General features: G+C 60.1%; 24 protein-coding genes. 19 read left to right on the forward strand and 5 right to left on the reverse strand.

What is annotated here, in order from left to right; genetic code table 11:
- The first annotated feature begins 172 nt into the window (after positions 1–172).
- The 8 genes from B3F77_RS14490 (at position 173) to B3F77_RS14525 (ending at position 9,398) form a co-directional block, all read left to right on the forward strand.
- A complete protein-coding gene (locus B3F77_RS14490) occupies positions 173–2,302 on the forward strand; it encodes an acetate--CoA ligase family protein (RefSeq protein WP_349678419.1) in 2,130 nt (709 codons plus the stop codon).
- A 163-nt stretch (positions 2,303–2,465) separates the two neighbouring features.
- Positions 2,466–3,668, forward strand: a complete 1,203-nt coding sequence (locus tag B3F77_RS14495; RefSeq protein WP_293605637.1) for a pyridoxal-phosphate-dependent aminotransferase family protein — start codon at positions 2,466–2,468, stop codon at positions 3,666–3,668.
- A gap of 63 nt (positions 3,669–3,731) precedes the next feature.
- The gene (locus B3F77_RS14500) at positions 3,732–4,760 is read left to right on the forward strand and encodes a Bug family tripartite tricarboxylate transporter substrate binding protein (protein ID WP_293605638.1); all 1,029 of its coding nucleotides are present in this window, start codon (positions 3,732–3,734) and stop codon (positions 4,758–4,760) included.
- A 10-nt stretch (positions 4,761–4,770) separates the two neighbouring features.
- A complete protein-coding gene (locus B3F77_RS14505) occupies positions 4,771–5,304 on the forward strand; it encodes a tripartite tricarboxylate transporter TctB family protein (RefSeq protein ID WP_293605639.1) in 534 nt (177 codons plus the stop codon).
- 27 nt (positions 5,305–5,331) lie between these two features.
- A complete protein-coding gene (locus B3F77_RS14510) occupies positions 5,332–6,867 on the forward strand; it encodes a tripartite tricarboxylate transporter permease (protein WP_293605640.1) in 1,536 nt (511 codons plus the stop codon).
- A 97-nt stretch (positions 6,868–6,964) separates the two neighbouring features.
- Complete coding sequence (locus tag B3F77_RS14515; RefSeq protein ID WP_293605641.1) at positions 6,965–7,390, forward strand: GlcG/HbpS family heme-binding protein; 426 nt, start codon at positions 6,965–6,967, stop codon at positions 7,388–7,390.
- 14 nt (positions 7,391–7,404) lie between these two features.
- Positions 7,405–8,625 (forward strand): CaiB/BaiF CoA transferase family protein, encoded by a 1,221-nt coding sequence (locus B3F77_RS14520; protein WP_293605642.1) that lies wholly within the window; start codon positions 7,405–7,407, stop codon positions 8,623–8,625.
- Positions 8,622–9,398: an enoyl-CoA hydratase/isomerase family protein gene (locus tag B3F77_RS14525; RefSeq protein ID WP_293605643.1), complete on the forward strand. Its 777-nt coding sequence runs from the start codon at positions 8,622–8,624 to the stop codon at positions 9,396–9,398. The genes B3F77_RS14520 and B3F77_RS14525 overlap by 4 nt, the downstream gene beginning before the upstream one ends.
- Positions 9,399–9,516: 118 nt before the next feature.
- On the opposite strand, the gene B3F77_RS14530 is transcribed toward B3F77_RS14525, so the two are convergent.
- Genes B3F77_RS14530 through B3F77_RS14550 form a run of 5 tightly spaced genes read right to left on the reverse strand, consistent with a single transcriptional unit; the run spans position 9,517 to position 14,690 of the window.
- Positions 9,517–10,326: an SDR family NAD(P)-dependent oxidoreductase gene (locus B3F77_RS14530; protein WP_414703017.1), complete on the reverse strand. Its 810-nt coding sequence runs from the start codon at positions 10,324–10,326 to the stop codon at positions 9,517–9,519.
- Positions 10,302–10,940, reverse strand: a complete 639-nt coding sequence (locus B3F77_RS14535; protein WP_293605644.1) for a 2-dehydro-3-deoxy-6-phosphogalactonate aldolase — start codon at positions 10,938–10,940, stop codon at positions 10,302–10,304. The genes B3F77_RS14530 and B3F77_RS14535 overlap by 25 nt, the downstream gene beginning before the upstream one ends.
- Positions 10,937–11,878, reverse strand: coding sequence for a 2-dehydro-3-deoxygalactonokinase (locus tag B3F77_RS14540; RefSeq protein ID WP_293605645.1), 942 nt, complete (start codon positions 11,876–11,878; stop codon positions 10,937–10,939). Before B3F77_RS14540 ends, B3F77_RS14535 begins: the two co-directional genes overlap by 4 nt.
- A 48-nt stretch (positions 11,879–11,926) precedes the next feature.
- Entirely contained in the window at positions 11,927–12,931 is a 1,005-nt protein-coding gene (denD, locus tag B3F77_RS14545; protein WP_293605646.1) for a D-erythronate dehydrogenase, read from the reverse strand.
- A 16-nt stretch (positions 12,932–12,947) separates the two neighbouring features.
- Positions 12,948–14,690 (reverse strand): IlvD/Edd family dehydratase, encoded by a 1,743-nt coding sequence (locus B3F77_RS14550; RefSeq protein WP_293605647.1) that lies wholly within the window; start codon positions 14,688–14,690, stop codon positions 12,948–12,950.
- 125 nt (positions 14,691–14,815) lie between these two features.
- On the opposite strand from B3F77_RS14550, the gene B3F77_RS14555 reads away from it, so the two are divergent.
- From B3F77_RS14555 to B3F77_RS14605, 11 genes are all read left to right on the forward strand, one after another.
- On the forward strand, positions 14,816–15,559 hold the full coding sequence (locus B3F77_RS14555; RefSeq protein WP_293605667.1) for a FadR/GntR family transcriptional regulator: 744 nt from the start codon (positions 14,816–14,818) through the stop codon (positions 15,557–15,559).
- 25 nt (positions 15,560–15,584) lie between these two features.
- Positions 15,585–16,130, forward strand: coding sequence for a TRAP transporter small permease (locus B3F77_RS14560; protein WP_293605648.1), 546 nt, complete (start codon positions 15,585–15,587; stop codon positions 16,128–16,130).
- Positions 16,131–16,167: 37 nt separating this feature from the next.
- Positions 16,168–17,466 carry a TRAP transporter large permease subunit gene (locus tag B3F77_RS14565; protein ID WP_293605649.1) on the forward strand — a complete coding sequence of 433 codons (1,299 nt, stop codon included), beginning with the start codon at positions 16,168–16,170 and terminating at the stop codon, positions 17,464–17,466.
- A gap of 59 nt (positions 17,467–17,525) precedes the next feature.
- On the forward strand, positions 17,526–18,536 hold the full coding sequence (locus B3F77_RS14570) for a TRAP transporter substrate-binding protein (RefSeq protein WP_293605650.1): 1,011 nt from the start codon (positions 17,526–17,528) through the stop codon (positions 18,534–18,536).
- Between the two features lie 82 nt (positions 18,537–18,618).
- Entirely contained in the window at positions 18,619–19,830 is a 1,212-nt protein-coding gene (locus B3F77_RS14575; RefSeq protein ID WP_293605651.1) for a mandelate racemase/muconate lactonizing enzyme family protein, read from the forward strand.
- Between the two features lie 34 nt (positions 19,831–19,864).
- Positions 19,865–20,977, forward strand: a complete 1,113-nt coding sequence (locus B3F77_RS14580; RefSeq protein ID WP_293605652.1) for a mandelate racemase/muconate lactonizing enzyme family protein — start codon at positions 19,865–19,867, stop codon at positions 20,975–20,977.
- An 86-nt stretch (positions 20,978–21,063) separates the two neighbouring features.
- Positions 21,064–21,972: a LysR family transcriptional regulator gene (locus B3F77_RS14585; protein ID WP_293605653.1), complete on the forward strand. Its 909-nt coding sequence runs from the start codon at positions 21,064–21,066 to the stop codon at positions 21,970–21,972.
- Positions 21,973–22,582: 610 nt separating this feature from the next.
- Positions 22,583–23,554 carry a Bug family tripartite tricarboxylate transporter substrate binding protein gene (locus B3F77_RS14590; protein ID WP_293605654.1) on the forward strand — a complete coding sequence of 324 codons (972 nt, stop codon included), beginning with the start codon at positions 22,583–22,585 and terminating at the stop codon, positions 23,552–23,554.
- A gap of 37 nt (positions 23,555–23,591) precedes the next feature.
- The gene (locus B3F77_RS14595; protein ID WP_293605655.1) at positions 23,592–24,707 is read left to right on the forward strand and encodes a DSD1 family PLP-dependent enzyme; all 1,116 of its coding nucleotides are present in this window, start codon (positions 23,592–23,594) and stop codon (positions 24,705–24,707) included.
- A 79-nt stretch (positions 24,708–24,786) separates the two neighbouring features.
- Entirely contained in the window at positions 24,787–24,930 is a 144-nt protein-coding gene (locus tag B3F77_RS14600) for a hypothetical protein (protein WP_293605656.1), read from the forward strand.
- A 38-nt stretch (positions 24,931–24,968) separates the two neighbouring features.
- Positions 24,969–25,874: an NAD(P)-dependent oxidoreductase gene (locus B3F77_RS14605; RefSeq protein ID WP_293605657.1), complete on the forward strand. Its 906-nt coding sequence runs from the start codon at positions 24,969–24,971 to the stop codon at positions 25,872–25,874.
- The last annotated feature ends 9 nt before the right edge of the window (positions 25,875–25,883 follow it).

A 25,883-nucleotide genomic window follows, 5' to 3' on the forward strand; every position in this document is an offset into this window, starting at 1 on the left:
CATTGCCGCGCAAAAAGGCCTGCACAACCCGGTGATCGACGAGGTTGTCGCCCTGGTTGACGCCCAGTTGGAACTCAACCGCAAGAACAGCATTTCTGTTGCAAAGTTGAAGTAGGCAGCCGAATGGGCCTGCAAACCGAAAGCATCAGGACAACAGCGAAGAATCGAGAACATGATGAAAGACAAAGCCAAAGTTCGACAAATTCTTGACGCCGTAAAAGTCGGCGGTCGTGACGCCTTGACCGCCCCGGAAGGCAAACTGGTATGCGATGCCTACGGGATTGCCGTGCCACAGGAAGGCACCGCGACCAACGCCACTGAAGCGCAAAAAATGGCCGCTGCCATGGGCTTTCCAGTCGTGATGAAAATCGTCTCGCCAGACATTCTGCACAAGACCGAGGCCGGTGGCGTGATCGTCGGTGTCAAGAGCGCTGAGGAGGCCGCCATAGCCTATGACACCATCATCGCCAACGCCAAAAAATACAAGGCAGATGCCAGCATCATCGGCGTGCAGGTTCAGCAAATGCTCAAAGGTGGCCAGGAGGTCATCATCGGCGCGGTGACCGACAGCAGCTTCGGCAAGCTCGTGGCCTTTGGTCTGGGTGGCGTGCTGGTGGAAGTGCTCAAGGACATCACCTTCCGCCTGGCGCCCGCCAGTATGGCGGATGCCTACTCCATGCTGGATGGCATTCAAGCCGCCGAAATGCTCAAAGGTGTGCGCGGCAGCGACCCCGTGGATCGCGAAGCCCTGGCGAAGCTCATCGTCGGCGTCAGCGAGCTGGTGAGTGATTTCCCCGAAATTTCCGAGATGGATCTGAACCCTGTGTTCGCCAGCAAAGACTCGGCCATTGCGGCGGACGTGCGCATCGTGCTTGACTTCACCGTCAAAGTGCCACGCTATCGCCCCGCGGAGAGCGACGTGTTGCAGGCCATGAACCGCATCCTGCAGCCCAGGTCGGTCGCGGTCATCGGCGCTTCGGCTGAAACCGGCAAGATCGGTAACTCGGTCATGAAAAACCTGATCAATGGTGGTTACAAAGGCAATATCTACCCTATTCATCCCAAGGCCGAAGAGATCCTTGGCTACAAGGCCTACAAGAGTGTCAAGGATGTTTTTGGCGAGATCGATACCGCGGTGTTTGCCATCCCGGCCAAGCTGGTGGCAGCTGCGTTGATCGAATGCGGCGAGAAGAAAATTGCCGGCGCTGTATTGATTCCCTCCGGTTTTGCCGAAAGTGGTGAGCCAGCCCTGCAGGAAGAGTTGGTGGCCATTGGCCGCAAATACCACATCCGGCTCATGGGCCCCAACATCTACGGCTTCTACCACACCCACGTCAACCTCTGCGCGACTTTCTGTACGGCCTATGACGTGAAGGGTTCCGTCGCCTTGTCGTCGCAATCCGGCGGCATCGGCATGGCCATCATCGGTTTCAGCCGCTCGGCCAAGATGGGGGTGTCTGCCATTGTTGGTTTGGGCAACAAGTCTGACATCAATGAAAACGACTTGTTGATCTTCTTTGAGCAGGATCCGAACACCAAAGTCATTGCGCAACATTGCGAGGACTTGAAAGATGGGCGAGCTTTCGCTGAAGTGGCGCGCCGCGTTTCCAGAAAGAAACCGGTCATCGTGCTCAAAGCGGGTCGCACCCTGGCCGGCGCCAAGGCCGCCAGCTCGCACACGGGAGCGCTGGCCGGTAACGACAAGATTTACGAAGACGTGTTCAAGCAGTGCGGCGTGATTCGTGCCCGCAGCCTGCGGGAATTGCTCGAATTCGCACGCGGCGTGCCTATCCTGCCAACGCCCAAGGGCGAGAACATTGTCATCATCACGGGTGCTGGTGGCTCTGGCGTGTTGCTGTCCGACGCCTGCGGGGACAACAAGCTGCAGTTGATGCCCATGCCCGCCGATCTTGACACAGCTTTCCGTAAGTTCATCCCGCCCTTCGGTTCTGCGGGCAATCCGGTTGACATCACCGGCGGCGAGCCACCGCAGACCTATAAAAACACGGTGTTGCTGGGACTGTCGGACGAGCGAATTCACGCTTTGATTTTGGGTTACTGGCACACCATTGTCACGCCACCCATGGTCTTCGCCAGGATCATGGTCGAGGCACGCGATGAGATGCGGGCCAAGGGTATCGAAAAGCCGATGGTGGCCTCACTGGCCGGCGATGTAGAAGTTGAAGAGGCGGCCCAGTACCTGTACGAGCACGGTATCCCGGCCTACGCCTACTCAACCGAGTTGCCAGTCCAGGTATTGGGTGCAAAGTACCAATGGGCGCGCGGCGCTGGTTTGCTGTAGGCGCCTTCATGGACTTCGGCGGCCAGCCTCTTGATGACGTCAGCGCTCATATTCGAAGTTTGTATGCAAAAAAACGTCTGCCAAATAAGCTTTAAGGGATAAACCTATTGACAAATGAATTTTGTATGCAAAAAATGACACATATTCACGGAACCCATAATTTATGTTGACGCTTGACTCTCATCCTTCCGGCCGCCATTTCCTGCAAATCCCCGGACCGACCAATGTCCCTGATCGGGTGCTGCGTGCGATTGACAACGTGACGATCGATCATCGCGGTCCCGAATTTGCCGTACTGGGCAAAGCGGTTCTGGCCGGTATGAAAAAAGTGTTCAAGACGCAAGCCGATGTCGTGATCTACCCGGCATCCGGCACCGGCGCCTGGGAAGCGGCGCTGGTCAATACCTTGTCGCCAGGCGACTTGGTGCTGATGGCCGAAACCGGACACTTTGCCTCGCTCTGGAAAAAAATGGCGAACAAACTGGGTCTCAAAGTGGAATTCCTGCCGGGCGACTGGCGGCACGGTGCCGACCCTGCGCAGATCGAAGTTCGACTGGCCGACGACAAAGAGCATCAAATCAAGGCGGTGTGCGTCGTTCACAACGAAACCTCGACCGGCGTTACCAGCCCCATTGGCCAGATACGCCAGGCGATTGACCGTAGCGGCCATTCGGCGCTATTCATGGTGGACACGATTTCATCGCTGGCCTCGATCGATTACCGGCACGATGAATGGGGCGTTGATGTCACAGTTGCAGGCTCGCAAAAAGGCTTGATGCTGCCGCCCGGCTTGTCGTTCAACGCGATCAGCGCGAAGGCGCGCGCCGCCTCGAAAACGGCCGCACTGCCGCGTTCGTATTGGGATTGGGAAGAGATGCTCGCGGTCAATCCGACCGGCTATTTCCCGTACACGCCGGCCACCAATCTGCTGTATGGCTTGCATGAAGCGCTTGCAATGCTGTTCGAGGAAGGGCTGGACAATGTGTTCGCGCGCCATCACCGCCATGGCGAGGCAACGCGTCGCGCGGTGCGCGCATGGGGGCTGGAGATTCTCTGCCTCAATCCTGCTGAATACAGTTCGGTGCTGACAGCGGTTGTGGTGCCGGACGGCCACAGCGCCGACGCGTTCCGCAAGATCGTGCTGGAGCGGTTCAACATGTCGCTCGGGCAGGGCTTGAGCAAGGTATCCGGCAAGATTTTCCGGATCGGCCATCTGGGCGATTTCAACGATTTGATGTTGTGCGGAACGCTGGCCGGCGTCGAAATGGGGCTCGGCCTGGCCGGTATCCCGCATCGAAATGGAGGTGTACAGGCGGCGATGGACTATCTCGCGAAACCGCCCGACGCGATGTCCTCGCCAAGTTAAATGCAGTATAGGAACTATTTCGCCGGAATATCCGGTCTTGTAAACCACCTAGAGGAGACAGCCATGACACATCTGATCCAAAATTTATTGCACAGAGCTTCCCTGTTGCCGCTTTCACTGGTCGCGTTGGCCTGCGTCGCGACCCTGCCCGCCCAGGCTGCCAATTGGGAGCCTACCAAGCCCGTGGAGGTCATCGTGCCCGCCGGTGCGGGCGGCGCTTCCGACCAGATGGCGCGCACCATTCAGGGCATCATCGTGAAGCACCAACTGATGAAGCAGCCCATGCTGATCCTGAACATGGGCGGCGCGAGCGGCGCTGAAGGCATCATGGATGTCAAGGGTTCCAAAGGCAACCCCCACAAGCTCATGGTGGCGTTTTCCGCTATTTACACGCTGCCTGTCGCCGTCAACTTGCCTTTCAATTGGCGCGAACTCAATCCGGTGGCAATGATCGCGCTGGATGAATTCGTGCTGTGGGACAACGCCGAAACGCCCTACAAGACGCCCAAGGATTTTCTGGGTGCCGTAAAAGCCGCGCCGCCTGGGACCTTCAAAATGGGTGGCACCGGCATCAAGCGTGAGGATCATATTATTACCGTCGCGCTCGAAAAAGCCGCCGGCGTGAAGTTCTCCTACATACCCTACAAGAGCGGCGGCGAAGCAGCGACCCAGTTGGTGGGCAAGCACATTGATTCAAACGTCAATAACCCGAGCGAGAACATCGCTCAGTGGCGCGCCGGACAGGTCCGCGCCTTGTGTGTCTTCTCGCAGCAGCGCATGGTCTTCAAGGACAAGGTCACCACAGACCAGGCGTGGTCCGACATCCCTACCTGCAAGGAGTCGGGCGTCGATGTGGAATACCAGATGTTGCGCGCCTTCTTCCTGCCGGGCGACACCACCAAGGAACAGTCGGCTTTTTACGCGGACTTGTTGAAAAAAGTGGCCGCGACGCCGGAGTGGCAGTCGTATCTCTCGAAGCAGGCCCTCAAGGAAACCTACCTCACCGGGGCTGATTTCGTCAAATTCCTCGAAAAAGACGAAGCCTTCCACAACAAATTGATGAACGAAGCCGGATTCGCCGCGAAGAAATAATTTCAACCATTTGCCGCTGGCGGGAGTACCTATGGATCAAGAGCAAACACAAAACCCGCCTGGCGGCGGCCTGACCCACAGCAAGGTCGATGCGATCACAGCGATCGTCATCTTCCTCATTGGTGTGGTCATGATGGTCGATAACTACAAGGTCGGCGCCGGTTGGGCTGCGGACGGGCCACAGTCGGGCTACTTTCCTTTTCGTATCGGCGCCATCCTCTGCGTCGCGGCGCTGGTCGTTTTCATCAAGTCGTTGTTCGGAAAAAACCGCGACCACACGATTTTTGTGTCGTGGGAGCGATTCAGGTTGGTCCTGATGGTCCTGGTGCCAACGACCGTGTACGTGCTGGCCATCCAGCTTGTGGGCATCTATGTGGCCTCCTTTGTCTTCATCGCCGCGTTCATGCGGGTCATGGACAAACGGAGCTGGTTCAAAGTGATGCTGATCAGCATTGGCGTGAGCGCGACGCTGTTCTGGCTTTTCGAAATCCAGTTCATGGTGCCGCTGCCAAAAGGGCCGTTCGAAGCCCTGTTCGGTTACTGAAACGCACTACTCGGAGACACGCGCTCAATGGAAAATCTGAATGCCCTCTTTCATGGATTCGCGGTCGCGCTGACCTGGTACAACGGACTGATGATGCTGATCGGGCTGGTGCTCGGAATTGTCATCGGCGTATTGCCGGGTTTGGGCGGGCCCAATGGCGTCGCCATTTTGCTGCCGCTCACGTTCACGATGCCGCCGACCTCGGCAATCATCATGCTGTCCTGCATCTACTGGGGATCGCTGTTCGCGGGTGCCATCACCTCGATCCTTTTCAATATTCCTGGTGAAACGTCAGCCGTGGCGACAACCTTCGATGGCTACCCGCTGGCCCAACAGGGCCGAGCCGGGGAGGCGCTCACGGCATCGTTCACGGGCTCCTTCATCGGTGCCTTTGTGGGTGTGCTGCTGATCACATTCCTTGCCCCGCTGGTGTCGAAATTCGCCCTCAAATTCGGACCACCCGAGTTTTTCGCGGTTTTCCTGCTCACTTTTTGCAGCTTTGTCGGATCAGACACCAAGGCACCCTTCAAAACCATCATCGCCATGATGCTGGGCTTCGGTCTGGCGGCGATTGGCATGGACACCGTGAGCGGCGAATTGCGCATGACCTTCGGCTTGTCTAGCCTCCTGACCGGCATCGATTTTCTGGTTGTCGTGATCGGACTGTTCGGCCTCGGCGAAATTCTGGTCACCATGGAAGAAGGACTGGCGTTCGAAGGCAAGCACGCCAAGATCAACGCCAAGGTGGTTTTGGAAACCTGGAAAAAACTGCCCAGGTACTGGTTGACGCTGATCCGCAGCGCGGTCGTCGGCTGCTGGATGGGCATCACGCCCGGCGGTGCGACTGCCGCTTCCTTCATGGGTTACGGCATCGCCAAGCGTTTCTCGCCGGATGGTGAAAAGTTCGGCACCGGGCAACTGGAAGGCGTCGTTGCGCCGGAAACCGCAGCCCACGCCGCCGGAACCGCAGCGTTGCTGCCGATGCTGGCGCTGGGCATTCCGGGCTCGGCCACCGCGGCGGTTCTGCTGGGCGGCTTGATGATCTGGGGCCTGCAGCCCGGGCCGCTGCTGTTCATCGAACAAAAAGACTTCGTCTGGGGACTGATCGCCAGCATGTACCTGGGCAATCTGGCCGGACTGTTCATCGTCTTGAGCACGGTACCGCTGTTCGCGGCAATTTTGCGCATCCCGTTTTCCATCATTGCGCCCATCATCATCGTGGTCTGCGCGATCGGTGCCTACGCTGTGCATAGCTCCATGCTTGATGTCTGGTTCATGGTGTTGTTCGGCATCATCGGTTATGTCCTGAAAAAACTCAACTATCCGCTCGCACCGCTGGTGCTGGCCGTGGTGCTGGGCGACAAAATGGAAGCGGCATTTCGTCAGTCCATGATCGGTCCCAGCGGTGGCTTGGGCGTTTTCTGGTCGAACCCGCTGGTCGGCACCATCACCACCTTGGCGCTGCTGATGCTGTTCTGGCCGGTGCTTGCCTTTGCCTGGCGCAGACTCAGACAGATGTTGGTCGGTAGCCCGACGCCAGCCAAACGGATGCCGCGATCCTGAAGCTCGGGCATTGATGTTTCAGACGGACCTTGCTATTGCCGCCAGCAGATCGCTCCTGCCGGCCCGAGCATATTGACGAAGATACGGGATAAATAAAATGACTGAAAAAGACGTCGGCTTGCGCTTGACTGTAAAGCCATGCCTTACCCTGGAAGTGGTCAAGTTGATCGCCGCCGCAGCCCATGCGCACGCCATCAACAACAACTGGAAAGTCAGTATCGCCATTGTTGACGACGGCGCCAATCTGCTTTACCTGGAACGGCTCGACGGTGCGCAGATCGCCAGCGCTGACGTTTCTCTGGGCAAGGCCAGAACGGCGATGCGCTATAGGCGTCCGTCAAAAATGCTGGAGGACGCGGTGAACGGCGGTCGCACCGCGTTGGTGGGCGTTGAGGGCGTCACGCCTTTGCAGGGTGCGGTTCCTATTGTTCACGACGGAAACATCATTGGCGCCATCGGCGTTTCGGGGGTGCTTCCTGCGCAGGATGAACAGATCGCCATGGCGGGCGCAAGCCTGCTGTAGGCGGCATTGCAAAAATGACGAAAAACAACGCGCATAAGCGACCCCTGCCGCTGGTCGGCGTGCGGGTGCTGGATGTCAGCCAGGTGATGGCGGGCCCTTATGCCTGCATGCTGCTGGCGGATATGGGGGCCGATGTGGTCAAGGTTGAACCCCCGGGCGTCGGTGACCAGACGCGCGGCGCCATGGGCTTCAAGCTCAAGGGCAACGACAGCATGGGCTACCTCAACATGAACCGCAACAAGCGCAGCATTACCCTGAACCTGAAGACCGAAGCTGGGCGCCAGGTGCTTTTTCGGATGGTCAGGGACGCCGACATCCTGGTGGAAAACTACCGCCCCGGTGTTGTCAAGCGTCTGGGCATTGACTACGAAACGCTCAGCGCCATCAATCCGAAGCTGGTGTATGCGAGCATTTCAGGCTTTGGCCAGAGCGGCCCGTGGGCGAATCGTCCGGGCTTTGACCTGATGGCGCAGGCCATGTCGGGCATCATGAGCGTCACCGGCTATCCCGGCGGGCCGCCGGTCAAGGCGGGCGTGCCGGTGGCCGACATCGGCTGCGCGCTGTTTGCCAGTTACGCCATACTGGCCGCCTACATCGGGGCCAAGACCACCGGGCTGGGGCAGCACATCGATGCGTCGCTGTTTGACTCGGCGCTGGCGTTTTCGGTCTGGGACATTTCGCAATACTGGGGTACCGGCGAGCCACCCGAGCCGCTGGGCACGGCCAACCGCATGAGCGCGCCTTACCAAGCGGTGAAGGCCGCCGATGGCTATTTCGTGATGGGCGCAACCAGCCAGAAGCTCTGGAAGCAGCTGTGCAACACGCTGGGTCGCGAGGAGTTGATCGAGGATCCGCGCTTTGCCACCGTGGCCCTGCGTTTGGCGAACCGGCTCGAACTGATCGCGCAGCTGGAAGAATCTTTCGCCAAGCGCAGCAGCGAAGAGTGGATCGACGACCTGCTGGCGGTCGGCATTCCCGCCGGTCCCATCCTCACGTATCCGCAGGCGTTTGAAAGCGAGCATGGGAAGCACCGCAAGATGCGCATGGAGATTGACCACCCGGTGGAAGGAAAAGTGCCCAACATCGGTTTTGCCGTCAAGTTCTTAGGCACGCCAGCGCAGGTGCGCATGCCGCCGCCGCTGCTCGGTGAGCACACCGATGCGGTGCTGGCCGAATTAGGCATCGACGCCAGCCAGCGGGCCGCGCTCGAGGCCCAGGGCGCGTTCTCCGTATGAGCGAAGGCACGGTCCATCTGAGCATCGAAGGCCGCATCGCCTCGGTGCTGTTCGACCGCCCGCAGGCGCGCAACGCCATGACCTGGGCCATGTATGAGCAACTGGGCCGCATCTGCACCCAACTGCAGAACGACCCCGGCATTCGCGTCGTGATCTTTCGCGGTGCCGGTGGCGAGGCCTTCGTCGCCGGCACCGACATCGCGCAGTTCCAGTCGTTCAGCGATGGCGACGATGGCGTGGCCTATGAGCGCCGCATCGACCATTGCATCGAGCAGATCGAACGCCTGCCCATGCCCACGCTGGCGGTGGTCGAGGGCTGGGCCGTCGGCGGCGGCCTGGCCATCGCCACGGCCTGCGACTTCCGGATCGCGACACCAGGCTCGCGTTTCGGCGTGCCGATTGCCAAGACCCTGGGCAACTGCCTGTCGATCAACAATCTTGCGCGCTTGACGGCCGTGTTCGGCAGCCCGCGCGTCAAGCGCATGCTGCTGCTGGCCGAACTGCTGGGTGCCGAAGAAGCGCTGGCCTGTGGTTTCCTGTTGCAGGTTTGCGAGCCCGCCGAGATCACGGGCACCACGATGAAACTCTCTGAGCGGCTGGCCTCGCTCGCACCGGTCACGCAGAGCGTGGTCAAGGAAGGGATGCGGCGCCTCGCCACCCATGCATTGCCCGAGAGCGAAGACCTGATCCGCCGCTGCTATGCGAGCCGCGACTTTCGCGAAGGCGTAGAAGCCTTTGTTGCGAAAAGGAAGCCGGTCTGGCAAGGGCACTAATGGCGCGCTTCTGAAAGACCACCCCTCGTAGGGCTCGTGCGAGGCGGTGTTAAATCGGATTCTGAGTTTTCCGGCGCGGTAGAAGTTGCCTATCCGACTCACGCAGCAGCCCCGCCCCCTACACCGCCACGGTGTAGTTCAAGGTCATCCGCCCGCCATCGACCACCACGATTTCGCCAGTGATGTAGCTGGCTGCGTCGCTGGCCAGATAGGCCACGGTGTCGGCAATCTCCGAAGGCTCACCCAGGCGCTTCATGGGTGTGCGGCTCATGATTCTTGCCTTGGCCTCTTCGCTTGTCAGCACGGCTTTGGCGGCCAGCTCGGTGGCGATGGTACCGGGCGCGACAGCGTTCACGCGCACGCCCTTGTCGGCCAGCGCCATCACCCGCTTGAGCTGGTTGATGCCGCCTTTGCTGACGTTGTAGCTGGCAATCGTGGGAATGGTCAGCACGGCGTTGACTGAGCTCATGTTCACAATGCTGCCTTTGCCGGCTTTGGCCATTTCGCGCGCAACGGCCTGGCCCACCAGAAATGAACCCTTGAGGTTGACGCGCAAGACCGCGTCGAAGTCGGCTTCAGTCACTTCCAGAAAATCAGCCGCCTTGAAAATTCCGGCATTGTTGACCAGCACGTCGATGCGGCAGTGCGCGGCCATGGTCTGGGCCACCAGTGCATCGACCTGCGCCTTGTTACCCACATCGCAATGAACGTAAAGGCCACCGAGTTCGTTGGCCAGCGCGGCACCGCGGGCATCGTCGATATCTGCAATGACGACTCGGGCGTCTTCGCGTGCAAAGCGGCGAATGCAGGCTTCGCCAATGCCTTGGGCGCCACCGGTGACGATGCAGACACGGCCCGCCAGCCCGAACGAGATGGCCGAAGAATTTGCAGGTGAAATAGTGCTCATGCCCTTATGGTACCAGCGCATGCTGCTATGAAGTTCATAGCGTTTTCGGTTACGTCGGCAGGTGACATGCCGGGTTTGTACAAGGCAGAGCCGATGCCGAAGCCATTGGCGCCTGCAGCGAGGTAAGGGCGCATGTTCTCTAGCGTGATGCCGCCCACCGGGAGCACCACCGTGCTGGCCGGCAGCACCGCGCGCAGCGCCTTCACCACGGCGGGCGTGATCATTTCGGTCGGGAAAATCTTCAGCCCCGTAGCGCCGGCTTCCAGTGCACCAAAAGCTTCGCTGGCGGTCATCACGCCGGGCAGGCAGACCAGCCCCAGGCGCACCGCTTCACGCACGACTGCCGGGTTGAAGTTGGGCGAGACGATCAGCTGGCCGCCCGCGGCCTGCACATTGCGTACATCCTCGGGTGTCAGCACGGTGCCGGCGCCGATCAATGCCTGGGGGAAGGCGCCCGCCATGGCGGCAATGCTGTCCAGCGGCTGCGGCGAATTCAGCGGGATTTCAATCAGCGTCCAGCCGGTGGACAGCAGCGCCTGGCCGACGGGCAGCGCCCCGGCAGGCTGCAGCCCGCGCAGGATGGCAACCAGCGGAATGGTCTGCAGGGCTTTGGAGAATTTTTGATGGGGGTTCATGGTGCTGTAATTCGGTGGATAGTCGATTGACTGCCGGTTCGGGGCAGGGTGTCGGCAATGGCGCGCAAACCGCGCCAGGTGGCGCCGGCGCCTACGCGCTGAACCGATACCCCCAACTGCGCCAGGGCTTGCTCGTAGCGGGCTGTCAACGTTTCCTCGCCCATGACCACCACCGCATCGCCGCGTTGCAAGCTCTGGGATTTCAGTTCTTCGCCGATAACCAGCCCCGACAGGTAGCTCGGCAGTGCGTCGGTGGCCATGCGGTTAAATAGTGACAGGGTTCGCGTGCTGAAAGCCGTGTGCAGCAGGCCCTGGCCGCGCAGCGCATGGGCAACGCCCTGCTCAAAAGCGCCTGGGTCCGGTGCAGGGTCGCTGTCGTTGGTGTTGTTGGGCAGCGTCCGCGCCAGTATGGAATGCTGGCGCAGCAGTGCGTAGAACTCGCCGGTCATCCAGGTCGAAAAGTCAGTGATGCGGTGCTTGGCGACGGTCACCCATTTGCTGTGCGTGCCGGGCAATACCAGCCGGGCGTTGGCCAGCTCCAGCAGTTGCAATGCCCCGAACACCTGCGTTTCTTCACCGCGCATCACGTCCGGCACACCGTCTTTGTCAACGCTCAACCCGGGCACGATGGCGATGCGGCCAGGCTCCACCCATTCAAGGTGGGCTGCAATGTCGTCGAAACCCGCAGGGCAGGCGCAGTAGGGTGCTTCACGCCAGCCCTGTTTGCTGCCGGCCATTCCCGAAATAAGGCAGAGGTTGCCGGGAGCCGTCCAGTCGCCAAAACAGCGCTCAAAAACAGGGGGAAATTCGCCCGCAGCAACGGTCAGGATGCCGCGCGCAAAGGAGCGCTCCTCAAGCACCCGGCCATCGGCATCGATCAGTGCACCGCGCAGGGATGAGGTGCCCCAGTCGACTGCAACCAGGTTGCGACCGCTCATGAGGCCTCTGTATCGGTGGGTTGCCGATTCATGCCGATTCGGACCCGCTCAGTGGTTCAGGCCGCGCAGGGCGTCCGCCGGATAGCTGGGTTGCTGGCAGTCCTCGATGTACTGTTCGATGATGGCCTTGAACGAAGCATCCGGGCGCAGCCCCAGCGCCAGCGCGCGCTCGGCGGTCGAGCCCCTGGCCCAGTTGGCGACGATGCCGGCAATGCGTTCGTCGCGTTCAAAACGAACCCGCTGGCGGACCTGCGTGCCGGCCACTTCCTCCAGGGCCTGCAGCATGTCACCCACGCGCACATTCAGCCCCGGCAGATTCAGCGCCAGGCGTCCGCCCATGGCTTCCCTGCTGGCCTCAAACACGGTGATCAGGCCATGCACGGTGTTGGCTGGGGATGACACGGGGTGCGTGACATCGGGATCGACCGGGCAGGTGGTTTCCACGCCGGCCAGAGGCTCGCGGATGATGCCGCTGAAAAACGACGACGCGGCGCCATTGGGCTTGCCCGGTCGCACGGTGACGGTCATCAGGCGTGCGGACCGGCCATCGATGAAGCCCTTGCGCGTGTAGTCGGCAATCAGGTACTCGCACATCAGCTTGTGCGTGCCGTACGATGTCTGCGGCGAGGGCAGGGTGTTGTCGGCCACCAGGTCGGGTAGGGGATTGGCGGCGTCCGGTCCGAACACCGCGACCGAACTGGCGAACACCAGGCGGGGGGCATTGCCGGCCTTGCGCAATCCATCAAGCAGGACGCGGGTGCTGTCGAGGTTGGAACGCAGGCCCAGGTCAAAGTCCAGCTCGCATTCGCCCGAGACGGCCGAGGCCAGGTGAAACACAGCGTCGAAACCGCTGGCAAACAATTCGGCTTGATTCAGCAGGGGTCCGGTGTGCACCCGCACCCGCGGGTCCGCGCTCAGGTCGGCGGGCGGGGGAAATATGTCGGCGATATTGAGTTCGGTGATGGTTTGGCCATCAAGCTGCCCTTTCTTGAGCAGTTCCCGGGCGAGCCGGGCTCCAACGAAACCAGCGCCGCCGGTGATGAGTATTTTCATGACAGTGCCTTTCTAGTCAGTGGTTATCTCGCGGGACGAAGGCTTCCCGCTTGCCCATGAGGAAGTCCAGATCGGCGCCTTCATCGGCCTGCCGCACATGGTCAACGTAGAGTTTCCAGTAGCCTGATGTCATGGGTGGCTCGGGTGCTTTCCAGTTGGCCAGGCGGCGGGCCAGTTCCTCGTCTGTCACATGCAGCTGGATCTTGCGATTGGGGACGTCCAGTTCGATGATGTCACCGTTTTGTACCACCGCCAGCGGTCCTCCTGCGGCCGCTTCGGGCGCAACGTGGAGTACGACGGTGCCGTAGGCCGTGCCGCTCATGCGTCCATCGCAGATACGCACCATGTCGGTAATGCCTTTGCGCAGAATCTTGGGCGGCAAGGGCATGTTGCTCACCTCCGCCATGCCGGGGTAGCCCTTGGGGCCGCAGTTCTTGAGCACCATGACGCAGGTTTCGTCAATATCGAGATTCTCGTCATCAATGCGGGCGTGGAAGTCCTCGATATTTTCGAACACCACGGCCCGACCCTTGTGTGTCGTCAGTTCCGGTGTGGCGGCGCTGGGCTTGATGATCGCGCCACGCGGTGCCAGATTGCCGCGCAACACGGCGATGCCGGCCTTGTCCTTGAACGGCTCATCGAACTTCTTGATGACTCGCGGGTCGAAATTCTCTGCGTCAGCAATGTTCTCGCCCACGGTTTTTCCATTGGCCGTGACAATCTCTGTGTGCAGCAGGTGCTGGATTTCCTTCATCACCACCGGCAACCCCCCGGCGTAACAGAAGTCTTCCATCAAGTGCTGTCCCGAGGGCTGCAGGTTGACCAGGCAAGGCAGTTCGCTGGCCAGCCGGTCAAAATCTTCGATGGTCAGCTTGATGCCGATCCGACCGGCCATGGCGATCAGGTGAATCACGGCATTGGTCGAGCCGCCAATGGCGGCCAGTGTCTTGATCGCATTTTCGAAAGCTTCGAGGGTAAGGACCTTGGAGAGCTTCTGATCCTCATGGACCATCTCCACTGCGCGCCGCCCGACCATGCGCGCCAGCACATTGCGTCGTCCATCCACTGCCGGGTAAGCGGCATTGCCGGGCAGACCCAAACCCAGTGCCTCGACCATGCAGGCCATGGTGCTGGCGGTGCCCATGGTCATGCAGTGGCCGTGGCTGCGGTGCATGCAACTCTCGGCCTCCAGGAATTCCTCCAGCCTGAGTGTGCCGGCGCGAACCTGCTCGCTCATGCTCCATACCCCGGTGCCCGAGCCCAGTTCCTGGCCGCGCCACTTGCCGTTGAGCATGGCGCCGCCGCTCAATCCGATGGTGGGCAAGTCGACGCTGGCCGCGCCCATCACCAGCGAAGGTGTGGTCTTGTCGCAGCCCATCAGCAGCACGACGCCGTCGAGAGGGTTGGCACGAATGCTTTCCTCCACATCCATGCTGGCCAGATTGCGGTACAGCATGGCGGTAGGGCGCATCAGGGTCTCGCCCAGCGACATGACCGGAAACTCCATCGGAAAGCCGCCGGCCTCGTACACGCCGATCTTGACCTGCTCGGCCAGCGTGCGGAAATGCGAGTTGCAGGGCGTGAGTTCACTGAAGGTGTTGCAAATGCCAATGACCGGGCGGCCATCAAACTGGTCGTCTGGCACGCCCTTGCCTTTGACCCAGCTGCGGTAGACAAAACCGTCGCGGTCCTGCCGACCAAACCACTGCTGGCTGCGAAGTTCTTCGGGCTTCTTTTTCGGTTTGCTTGAATTGGTCATAGGGGTAAATCCTTGAATTGGTAAACATATTATCGTCATATGATAACAATCAGAAACTAGGGAAAACCCCGGTGAAAATATCATGCTATCGTAATATGATAACAATCGAAAATCAGCAAAAAAACATGATAAAAAACGTCCACGGCAATACGGTTGACCATCTCGGCGAAGCCATCGTCGCGGGGCGCTACGTCGCCGGCGCATCGATTCCACCCGAGCCGATTCTGGGTGAGCAACTGGGAGTCAGTCGCACCGTGATACGTGAAGCCGTGAAGTCGCTTATCGCCAAAGGTTTGGTGACGACAGGCCCCAAGGTGGGTACCCATGTGCTGCCCGAAGAGCATTGGAACTGGTTCGACCCCGATGTTATTGCTTGGCAAGCCAAGGCTGGCTTGACGCCCGAATTTCTACACGATCTGATGGATTTGCGGCGTGTTGTTGAACCTGCTGCTGTTCGCCTCGCAGCCCAACGCGCCACCCAAGAGGATATTACCGACATCGAAATTGCCTTTGAAGGCATGGCGCGGGTTGTGAAAGAAGGCGGTGACTATGTCTCCTATGACCTGCGCTTCCATCAGGGGCTGCTGCGGGCCTGCCGCAACCGCATGCTCATCCACATGAGCAAGGCGCTCGGGGCCCTGTTACGCACCAGCTTTGAGTTGTCTGCCAGTAAAAAAGGGGGGCCGGCGGGTTCCCTTGCGCTGCATCGCGCGGTACTCGATGCCGTGATTGCCCGCAACCCCGCCAAGGCTGAAAAGGCAATCCTGGTCCTGATTGATGGCGCCCATCAGGATATTGAAGAAATTCTGGCCTCAAGCCGCCGCCTGCCCCGACTGAATACGCCAGCCTCGATGCTCAAGGCGGCCTGACGAATTAATTTTTCTGGAGTCTATGGTGCAAAAAATAATAAATCCGTTCTTCAAACTGCTGGAGTTGCTGATCGTCGTGTGCATGGTGGCCATGGTCATCATGGTGTTCGGCAATGTGGTGCTGCGCTACGGCTTCAACTCAGGCATCGATGTATCTGACGAAATGTCCCGTTACTGCTTTATCTGGCTCACCTACATAGGCGCCATGGTCGCCATGCGCGAAAGAGGGCATCTGGGCGTGGACACGCTGGTCATGCATCTGGGTGTGGGCGGCAAGAAGCTGTGCCTGTTTCTGAGTGAAGCGCTGATGCTGGGTTGCAACGTGATGTTCTTTGTGGGCACCTGGGAGATGCACGAGCTCCAGGTCAGCAATGTCTCGCCCGTCGTTGGCATCTCGATGATCTGGGTTTATGGCATCGGTTATGTCGTTGGCGCTGTCATGGGCATCATGAACCTCAATGTGTTGTACCGCCTGCTGACCGGCCGGCTGCGCGAGGACGAACTGATTCAGGTCATCGAAACCGAAGGACTGGCGGATGTCGAAAAACAACTAAAGGAAATTAAAGCATGAGCGCAGCACATCTCTTGGCAAGCCTGGGGAAAAAAGCATGACCGTCACGGTATTCCTCGTCAGCCTGCTGGCCGCCATGGCCGTTGGCATGCCCATTGCCTATGCCTTGCTCGTTTGCGGCGTGGCGCTCATGGGTTTTCTGGGGGCGACCAGCGGCCTGGTTACGTTTGACAGCCAGATCCTGGCGCAGCGTTTTGTCGACGGCGCTGACAACTTCCCGCTGCTGGCGGTGCCCTTCTTCATGCTCGCCGGCGAATTCATGAACGCCGGCGGCTTGAGCCGGCGCATTGTCAATCTGGCCATGGCCTGGGTCGGCCATTTCCGGGGCGGTCTGGGTTATGTCACCGTGGTTGCCGCCGTGATCATGGCCTCGCTCTCGGGTTCCGCCGTGGCCGATACCGCAGCGCTTGCGGCCCTGCTTATTCCGATGATGCGGACAGCGGGCTACAACATCAACCGCTCCGCTGGCCTGATTGCGTCGGGCGGCATCATCGCCCCCGTTATTCCGCCCTCCATCGGGATGATTATTTTTGGGGTCGCGGGCAACGTCTCGATCACCAAGCTGTTTCTGGCCGGCATTGTCCCAGGGGTGCTGATGGGCGCTGCCGTCGGGCTGACCTGGTGGTGGGTGGCGAAAAAGGAAAAAGTTCAGCCTGCACCCAAACTTGCGATACCGCTACGCCTGAAAATCACCGCTGAAGGAACCCTCGCCCTCGCCCTGCCCGTGATCATCATTGGCGGCATGAAACTGGGCGTGTTCACTCCCACCGAGGCGGCAGTGGTGGCGGCGGTTTACAGTTTTGCGGTGGGCATGTTTGTCTACCGCGAACTCAAATGGTCTGAGCTGTATCAGCTGGTGCTGACCGCAGGCAAGACGACGGCAGTGGTGATGTTTCTGGTGGGAGCGGCCATGGTCAGTGCCTGGCTCATCACGGTGGCCAACATTCCGACGGAAGTCGCCAACATGCTGGAGCCCTTCATGGGCAACAGGATGCTGCTGATGTTCATCATGATGGTGCTGATCGTGGTGGTTGGCACGGCGCTCGATTTCACGCCCACGGTGCTGATCCTCACGCCGGTGCTGATGCCTGTGGTGCTCAAGGCCGGGATCGATCCGGTTTACTTTGGCGTGTTGTTCATCATGAACAACGCCATCGGCCTGATCACACCGCCGGTGGGAACGGTGCTCAATGTCGTGTGTGGTGTTGCAAAAATTACCATGGACGACGCCTTCAAGGGCGTGCTGCCTTTCCTGCTGGCCCAGCTGGCCGTGCTTTTCCTGCTGGTTCTTTTTCCCCAAATCGTCACTGTGCCACTTCACTGGTGGATGCACTGATGAGGCTTTTCCCGCGTCAATAGCAATCGTCAATAGCTCTAACAACTAAAGGAAGCAACATGTTCAAACGAAGAACCCTCGTATCAGCCCTCGCCGGCGCAGCCCTGCTCGTCAGCACAGCGGCATTTGCGCAGTTTGCCGAGCGCACCATCAAGTTCACCAACGGCGTGGCCGAAGATCATCCGGTCGGGATGGGTGTCAAGAAAATGCAGGAAGTGCTCAATGCCAAGACCGGCGGCAAGATCAAGATCAATGCCTTCTGGAACAACGCGGCGGGTGGCGACCTGCAGGCCACGCAGGCACTGCGCGCGGGCACGCAGGAGATGGTGTGCACCTCCAGCTCGCCGCTGGTGGGCATCATCAAGGAACTCGGCGTGTTTGACCTGCCTTTCCTGTTTGCCAACGAAAAAGAAGCGGATACCGTGCTGGATGGCCCGGCAGGCGCTTACTTCAACAAGAAACTCGAAGAAGCCGGTCTCGTCAATCTCGCTTATTGGGAAAACGGGTTTCGCAACCTGACCAACAACAAGCGCCCTGTGGCCAAAGTCGAAGACTTTGAGGGTATCAAGGTTCGCGTCATGCAGAACAGCATCTTCCTGGACACCTTCAAGACGCTGGGCACCAACGCCGTTCCGATGAACTTCGGCGAAGTGTTCACCGCGCTGGAAACCAAGACCATCGACGGTCAGGAAAACCCGTTCGTCACGATTGAAACGTCCAAGTTCAACGAGGTGCAAAAGTACCTGAGCGTGACGCGCCATGCCTACACGCCGTTTCTGATCCTCTACAGCAAAAAACTGTGGGACCAGCTCAATCCGCAAGAGCAGGCCGTGCTGCGCGAAGCCGCTATAGCGGGCCAGAAGGTGGAGCGTACCGCTCTTCGCGCGCAGTCGGAAAAATCGCTGGCCAGCCTGAAAGCCAAGGGCATGGTCGTCAACGAGATTACCCCGGCCGAGCAGGCCCGCATGTTTGCGAAGGTCAAGCCGGTGTATGACAAAAACCTGCCAACGATTGGTGCTGAGCCGGTCAACGTCGTGATGGATGCCCTGAAAAAGGTGCGCGGCCACTGATTCAGTCTGTAGCATTGTGTGAAGGCCGCCAGGGGCAACCCTCGCGGCCTTTTTTCGGCGTCTGTTTTCTGGAGTCTGAATTGTGAAAATCACCGAGATCGAAACCATTCGCCTGGGCGAGTTCCCCAACATCATCTGGGTGCGCATCCATACCGATGAGGGGCTGACCGGGCTGGGCGAAACCTTCATGGGCGCGGCAGCCGTGGAAGCCTATTTGCACGAATGGGCGGCGCCCAAGCTGCTGGGGCAGGACCCGCTGGCCATCGAAGCGCGCAACCGCGACATCACCGGCTACCTGGGCTGGCGCGGCTCCGGTGTGGAAACGCGCGGCAACTCGGCCGTGGACATTGCGCTGTGGGATATTTTTGGCAAGGCTGCCAATATGCCGGTGCACACCGCCCTGGGTGGCAAGAGCCGCGACGCCATTCGCATCTACAACACCTGCGCCGGCTACCAGTATGTGCGCAGCACTGTCAACCAGAACACGGCGAACTGGGGCCTGGGTTCTGCCAGGGACAAAAATGCCGGGCCTTACGAAGACCTGGAAGGCTTTTTGCACCGTGCCGATGAGGTCGCGCAGTCGCTGCTGTCCGAAGGCATCACGGCCATGAAGATCTGGCCGTTTGACCCCGCTGCGGAAAAAAGCCATGGCCAGTACATCAGCAATGAAGATCTGGATGCCGCGCTGGAGCCTTTTCGCAAGATTCGCAACGCCGTCGGCGACAAGATGGACATCATGGTGGAGTTTCACAGCTTGTGGCGCTTGCCCATGGCGCAAAAAATCGCGCGTGCGCTCAAGCCCTTCAACACCTTCTGGCACGAAGACGCCATCCGCATGGATTCGTTGGACCTGCTCAAGCAATACGCCAAAGATTGCGAGGCCCTGATTTGCGCCAGTGAAACGCTGAGCTACAAATGGGGCTTCAAGGACTATTTGCAAACCGGCGTGGCCGGGGTGGCCATGTTGGACCTGAGCTGGTGCGGCGGACTGACCGAAGCGCGCAAAATTGCCGCCATGGCCGACGCGTGGCAGTTGCCGGTGGCGCCGCACGACTGCACCGGGCCGGTGGTCTGGGCGGCGTCGACGCACTTGTCGCTGCACGCACCCAACGCGCTGATCCAGGAGAGCGTTCGCGCTTTCTTCACGGGCTGGTATAAGGAACTGGTGACCGAATTGCCCAGCGTGAAAAATGGCATGATCAGTCTCAATGACAAGCCCGGGCTTGGACTGGAGTTGCTGCCTGATCTGCACAAGCGCGCGGATGCCACGGTGCGGATCTCGGTGCCGGATTAAAGCGTCCGGGTCAAACAGAAACCGGAGTTTTTCCATGAAAATCAAATCAGTCCTTCCTTTCATCCTGCACGTGCCTGTCACCGACGCGCAGATTGCCGACAGCACCCACACCATCTCGCACTGGGGTGTGGTGGGTGCACAGATTGAAACTGAAGACGGCCTGACGGGCTACGGCTTTACGGGCACGCATGCCCATTTGCCCAGCGATCAGCTCATCGCGCGCTGTATCGAAACCTGCCATGCCCCTCTTCTGGTGGGAGAAAACGCCAGTGACATCAATCGGTTGTGGCACAAAATAGCCCACAACCCGGCGCTGCAGTGGGTCGGGCGCGCAGGCATCACCACGCTGGCGCATGCGGCGATCGATGTGGCGCTGTGGGACCTAAAAGCCAAGGCGGCACAGCAACCCTTGTGGAAATTGCTTGGTGGCCAGGTGCGTGACAAGGTCCGCGCTTACAACACCGATATTGGCTGGCTCAGCATTGCCGATGACAAGCTGGTGGAAGGTGCGAAGCGTGCGGTGGCGCAGGGCTTTACCGGCATCAAGATCAAGGTCGGCTCCACCGTCGGGCGTGATCTGCGGCGTCTGGTCGCAGTGCGCCAGGCGATCGGCCCCGACGTCACGCTGGCCATTGATGGCAACGGTAAGTGGGACTTGCCCACCTGCCTGCGCTTTTGCCGCGCGGCGCAGGATTTCGATGTGTTCTGGTTCGAGGAGCCGTTGTGGCACGACGACGTGAAGGGCCACGCGCAACTCGCGCGCGCCACCCCCATCCCGGTGGCCCTGGGCGAGCAGTTGTACACACCCGATGCGTTTTCAGAGTTCCTCAATCAGCAGGCCATCCACTGGGTGCAGCCCGACGTGACGCGCATGGCCGGCCTGACCGATGTGCTGCGGGTGTGCGAGACAGCACACGCCTTTCGCCTGCCGGTGGCGCCGCACGCGGGGGACATGAGCCAGGTGCATGTGCACCTGTCGTACGCCCATCCTGCCTGCGAGGTGCTTGAATACATTCCATGGATCAAGGACTGCTTCACCGACCCGGCCGAGGTGGTTGATGGTTATTTCCGGCTACCTCGACTGCCCGGTGCGGGTACGTCGCCCACCGCAGCTGCATGGAGGCAATACCGGCAAGCCACGGCCTGAGCCGGTGTGCCATGTCTCTTCTGCTTGCGCGAACGCCATTTCATGACTTAAATGTACTTACGATTGACCTAAAAAATAGTTAAACAATGTCGAACGACATTACCGACCTGCGTTTCTTCGTGGCGCTCACCGAAAGCGGTTCTCTGGCCGAGGCGGCGCGGCGCATGGATGTGACGCCGTCGGCGGTATCGCAGCGCCTGCGGCAACTGGAGACCCGCCTGAGCCTGCACCTGGTCCACCGCAGCACCCGGCGCTTCAGTCTCACCGACGAGGGCGAGTTGTTCAATGCGGGCGCCGTCGGTCTGCTCGCAGACCTCGATGACCTGACCGACACCCTGCGCGCGCGCTCGGGCGAGGTCGCTGGGACGTTGCATGTTTGCGGTCCCCTGGGTTTTGGCCGACACCACCTGGCGGCCGCCATTGCCGACTTCCATACCCTGCATCCCCGGCTGATAGTTTCCCTGTCACTCAGCGACGTGGTGCCGGAGGCCGATGCGAATCGATTCGACATGATCGTGCACATCGGCAATCTCACAGATTCGAGTATGGTCGCCTACCCGATCGCGCCCAATGCGCGCTTCGTTTGCGCCGCGCCCGACTATCTGGCCCGTCCCCCGGCGCCGCGCGAGCCGCAGGAGCTGGCCACGCACCATTGCATTGTGCTGCGCGAAAATCAGGAAGACGTGACCCTGTGGCGTTTCAGGAAGAGCCGCAACGAGGTCTCGGTCCGGGTGCCGGCGATCCTGAGTAGCAACGATGGCGACGTTGTGCGGCAGTGGGCGCTCAGGGGCAAGGGAGTGATCATGCGCTCGGAATGGGACGTGGCTGAAAACCTGGCCGCAGGCCGACTGGTGCGCGTGCTGAAAGACTGGCGCCTGCCCGATGCCGACGTCGTGGCTCTGGTGGACCGGCGCCACGGAATGGCGGCGCGCGTGAAGCTGTTTCTGTCCTTCCTGCAGGCGCGTTTCAAGCCTGTGCCGCCGTGGCGGCGGTAATACAGGATGGAGCGGCAATCAGCGCGAAAGCGAAATGCAGGGGAATGCCAACTGTGGCGGATGTCAAGAACTGGCGCGGCTGGCGGGGATCGGGGCTGCACGAGATGGCACAGCAGGGCATGCGGCAACCTCATCGATAAGACGAGGTCCGTATAGAAGCCGCATCAGAAGCCTCACAAACTTGAAACGAACTCAGAAGTTTCTGGCTGAAAGCGTAGCATCGTTTGTTTGGAGATGGTGCCGATGTTGACAAAGAACACAGCCTCTTCACCTTCCTGAAATTGAAACAACGCCCGCATGCGAGGTGAAGACATGGCCTGACCGGCCAACACATTGCTGGCGTCGTTGAAGGATTTAAACCCGGCTTGGGTTTTGTGATCCCCTTCACCGATCGATGGTCGTTCTCAATGATGTTGTTGAGATACTTGATCATCATCGATGGCTGTTCATTATCGTCACGATTCGGCGAGTGGAAGCCGGCCTCAATTCGTAAAAAAAACTAAACTATAGATGTAGTTTTGATGAGTTTTATTTTTGAATGCCGGGCTTAGAATAAATTCGCAGGTCATATTTTTTGGCCCTTGATTCAACATTCTCGGAGGTCCGTGCCATGCGAAAACGTTTCCTGTTGCTCACTCTTGTCCTTGCTGCGCTGGCGACCGTGTCGATGCCGGGCCTGGCGGCCTATCCCGACAAGCCAATCCGCCTGATCGTGCCGTCGGGCGCTGGCGGCGCCCCCGACGTACTGATGCGCACATTGGCCCTGCAGCTGTCGCAGCAGATGGGCGTGCCTTTCGTGATCGACAACAAGCCCGGTGGCTCGTACACGATTGGCACCATGGACCTGGTTCACTCTCCGGCCGACGGCTATACGCTGGCCTACGGCAACGTCGTCTCGTTGGCCACCAACCGCTCGCTCCTGGCCAACGTGCCTTACGACGTGGACAAGGACCTGACGCTGATCTCGAACACGCTGCGCCTGGTCAACCTGATGATCGTGAACAACAGCCTGCCGGTCAAAACCGTGCCCGAGCTGATCGCCTATGCCAAGAAGAATCCGGGCAAGCTGGCCTTCGCCTCGGACGGTAATGGCACCACCGCCCACCTGGGGATGGAGCTCTTCAAATCCATGACCGGCACCTACATGCTGCATGTGCCCTACCGCGCGGTGACGGCGGCTATGACCGACCTTATCGGCGGCAGCGTTCAGCTCATGATGGTCAACACGCCGGTGTCCGGTCCGCAAGTTCAGGCGGGCCGGGTGCGGGCCCTGGGTATTTCGTCCAGCCAGCGCTCGCCCGCCTACCCTGACATTCCCACCATTGCCGAATCTGGCGTGCCGGGCTTCGAGGTGGTGGCCTGGGGTGGCATTATCGGGCCGGCCAACATGCCTAAGGACATCGTGACCCGTCTCAATGCCGAAATTCGTACCGCGCTGGCCAGTCCGGCGGTGCGCGAGCGCTTCAAGGCGCTGGGTGCGGAGACTGTCCCCAGCACGCCGGAGGAATTCCGTGAGCTCGCGCGTCGCGAGACGGTCAAATGGGCCAAGGTCGTCAAGTTCTCGGGCGCAAAGATCGATTGAAAGGCACCCGGATTTCCCCAATGAGCCCCGTTCACCCATGAGCCCCTGGCCAGCCGCACGACCCGGCGATCACCTCAGCGCGGTCGATACGCCCGCGCTAATTCTTGACCTCGATGCGTTCGAGCGCAATCTGGAACGCATGGCTGCGGCGCTGCGCGGGAGTAACGTGCGCCTGCGTGCCCATGCCAAGAGCCACAAGTGTCCGCAGATTGCCTTGCGTCAGGTGGCGCTGGGTGCGGTTGGCATCTGCTGCCAGAAGGTCAGCGAGGCGGCTGTGTTTGTGGAGGCCGGCATCAAGGATGTTCTGGTTACCAACGAGGTGATGGGAGACATCAAGCTGCGCCATCTGGTCGCACTGGCGCGCACCGCACGCATTGGCGTGTTGGTCGATCACCCGCAGCAGGTGCAGGCGCTGGCCGCTGCGGTGCAGGCGCAGGCGGTGACGCTGGATGTCTATGTCGAGGTCAATGTGGGTGCAAACCGCTGCGGTGTTGCCCCCGGAGAGGAGGCGGTGCAGCTGGCGCGGCAGATTGCGGCCAATCCGCCGCTGCGTTTTGCAGGCCTGCAGTGCTACCACGGCCAAGCCCAGCATCTGCGCGCGCCGCAGGACCGCGCTACGGCCATTGGCAGCGCCGTTGAGGCCGCGCGGGTGACCCGACAAGCCATTGAGGGCTGCGGTATCACCGTCGAACGTGTGACGGGTGCGGGTACCGGCAGCTTTGTGCATGAGCGCGACTCTGGTGTCTTCAACGAAATCCAGGCCGGTTCCTATGTCTTCATGGATCGCGACTATGGCGACAACCAGCGTGGTGAAGGTGACATCGCGTTCGAGCATGCCCTGTTCGTGCGCACCACCGTCATGAGCCGGACTACCGCTGCGCGCGCCGTGGTTGACGCCGGCCTGAAGGCGTCCAGCGTGGACTCGGGCCTGCCCACCGTGTGGCAGCGAGCTGATCTGCGCTATGTGAAAGCCGCCGACGAGCATGGTGTGCTGAGTACCGCCGATGCTGCCACGGTGGCGCTGGGCGACCCACTGATGCTGGTGCCTGGTCATTGCGACCCGACCGTCAATCTTTATGACGAACTGGTCTGCGTGCGCGGCGAGTTAGTCGAGGCCATCTGGCCGATTGCCGCGCGCGGCGCGCTGCTGTGAATCCGGGGGTGTTCGGTGAGGTCGTGCAGGGTTTGGTTTTCATTACCCGGAGCGCGCGGCGGAGTTGCAGGTCAAGGCCATGAGTTGCAACAGGCTACTGCGGCTGGTTCTTGACGACATCGCAAAAAGAACGGTGAAGCAGTTCGGACGTGAACGCGAGCACTGGACACGGCTGCATCTTGATGCGCTGCGTCGCAAGCTCGATCACGAACGTCCCGAGTAGGCAGGCTGATTGGAAAAGAAACTATGAAAGGAATGGACATGTCTGGCAAAAGAAAACTTGGCTTTATCGGTGTGGGACTGATGGGGCACGGCTTGGCAAAAAATTTGCTCAAGCAGGGGCACGCCATGACCCTGCTTGAGCATCCGGGCAACCAGCCTGTCGATGACTTGATAAAAATGGGGGCTCAAACGGTTGCGACCCCCAAAGAGGTGGCTGCGGCTGCCGATGTGGTGTTTATGTGTGTCACCGGATCGCCCCAGGTTGAAGCTTGTGTCTACGGTGCGGATGGTCTTTTGGAAGGCTTGCGGGCGGGGAGCATTGTCGTGGATGGCACGACGGCAGACCCTGTGTCGACGGTCAAAGTGGCGGCTGCGGTGCAGGCGCGAGGCGGACGTTATGTCGATGCCCCGATGACCCGTACCTCCCAGCATGCCGAAGATGGCTGTGTCAATGCCATGCTCGGTGGAGATGCCGCAACGATTGCGGAGGTCCGACCGCTGATTGAAGCCTACGCCGAAAATATCTTCGTCGGTGGTGAGGTCGGTTCCGGCCATCGCATGAAGTTGCTGCACAACTACATTTCTCTGGGCACCTTGGCCTTGCTGGCTGAGGCCTATACCTGCGCCGGCAAGGCCGGGATCGACCGCAAAGTTCTGACCGAGGTGCTGGCAACCGGAGGGGGCGACAGCGTTGTCCTCAAACGCCTGATGCCATTTCTCGACAGCGGGGAGCCTGGAAGCATGTTGTTCTCCTTGATCAATGCGGGCAAGGACCTGCGGTACTTCACCCACATGGCAGAAGAGCTTCAGGTCGGTGCCTTTGTCGGCGAGGCGGTTCATCAGACCTTTGTCACCGCTTCGAATGTGGGCGGCGGCGAAAAAATGATTCCCGAACTGCTCAACATTCTGTGTCGCATGCATGGCGCGCCACTCTGCGGCAAATAAAAAACTTTT

Source organism: Polaromonas sp. UBA4122 (assembly GCA_002381615.1).
Taxonomy (GTDB): domain Bacteria; phylum Pseudomonadota; class Gammaproteobacteria; order Burkholderiales; family Burkholderiaceae_C; genus Polaromonas.

Coding starts and splice junctions, on each gene's coding strand:
- B3F77_RS14580 (WP_293605652.1), top strand. CDS start 19,865: ATGAAAATCAAATCAGTCCTTCCTTTCATCCTGCACGTGCCTGTCACC.
- B3F77_RS14555 (WP_293605667.1), top strand. CDS start 14,816: ATGATAAAAAACGTCCACGGCAATACGGTTGACCATCTCGGCGAAGCC.
- B3F77_RS14490 (WP_349678419.1), top strand. CDS start 173: ATGATGAAAGACAAAGCCAAAGTTCGACAAATTCTTGACGCCGTAAAA.
- B3F77_RS14570 (WP_293605650.1), top strand. CDS start 17,526: ATGTTCAAACGAAGAACCCTCGTATCAGCCCTCGCCGGCGCAGCCCTG.
- B3F77_RS14605 (WP_293605657.1), top strand. CDS start 24,969: ATGTCTGGCAAAAGAAAACTTGGCTTTATCGGTGTGGGACTGATGGGG.
- B3F77_RS14515 (WP_293605641.1), top strand. CDS start 6,965: ATGACTGAAAAAGACGTCGGCTTGCGCTTGACTGTAAAGCCATGCCTT.
- B3F77_RS14535 (WP_293605644.1), bottom strand. CDS start 10,940: ATGAACCCCCATCAAAAATTCTCCAAAGCCCTGCAGACCATTCCGCTG.
- B3F77_RS14600 (WP_293605656.1), top strand. CDS start 24,787: ATGAGTTGCAACAGGCTACTGCGGCTGGTTCTTGACGACATCGCAAAA.
- B3F77_RS14495 (WP_293605637.1), top strand. CDS start 2,466: ATGTTGACGCTTGACTCTCATCCTTCCGGCCGCCATTTCCTGCAAATC.
- B3F77_RS14540 (WP_293605645.1), bottom strand. CDS start 11,878: ATGAGCGGTCGCAACCTGGTTGCAGTCGACTGGGGCACCTCATCCCTG.
- B3F77_RS14590 (WP_293605654.1), top strand. CDS start 22,583: ATGCGAAAACGTTTCCTGTTGCTCACTCTTGTCCTTGCTGCGCTGGCG.
- B3F77_RS14550 (WP_293605647.1), bottom strand. CDS start 14,690: ATGACCAATTCAAGCAAACCGAAAAAGAAGCCCGAAGAACTTCGCAGC.
- B3F77_RS14510 (WP_293605640.1), top strand. CDS start 5,332: ATGGAAAATCTGAATGCCCTCTTTCATGGATTCGCGGTCGCGCTGACC.
- B3F77_RS14595 (WP_293605655.1), top strand. CDS start 23,592: ATGAGCCCCTGGCCAGCCGCACGACCCGGCGATCACCTCAGCGCGGTC.
- B3F77_RS14585 (WP_293605653.1), top strand. CDS start 21,064: ATGTCGAACGACATTACCGACCTGCGTTTCTTCGTGGCGCTCACCGAA.
- B3F77_RS14520 (WP_293605642.1), top strand. CDS start 7,405: ATGACGAAAAACAACGCGCATAAGCGACCCCTGCCGCTGGTCGGCGTG.
- B3F77_RS14565 (WP_293605649.1), top strand. CDS start 16,168: ATGACCGTCACGGTATTCCTCGTCAGCCTGCTGGCCGCCATGGCCGTT.
- denD (WP_293605646.1), bottom strand. CDS start 12,931: ATGAAAATACTCATCACCGGCGGCGCTGGTTTCGTTGGAGCCCGGCTC.
- B3F77_RS14525 (WP_293605643.1), top strand. CDS start 8,622: ATGAGCGAAGGCACGGTCCATCTGAGCATCGAAGGCCGCATCGCCTCG.
- B3F77_RS14500 (WP_293605638.1), top strand. CDS start 3,732: ATGACACATCTGATCCAAAATTTATTGCACAGAGCTTCCCTGTTGCCG.
- B3F77_RS14530 (WP_414703017.1), bottom strand. CDS start 10,326: ATGCGCTGGTACCATAAGGGCATGAGCACTATTTCACCTGCAAATTCT.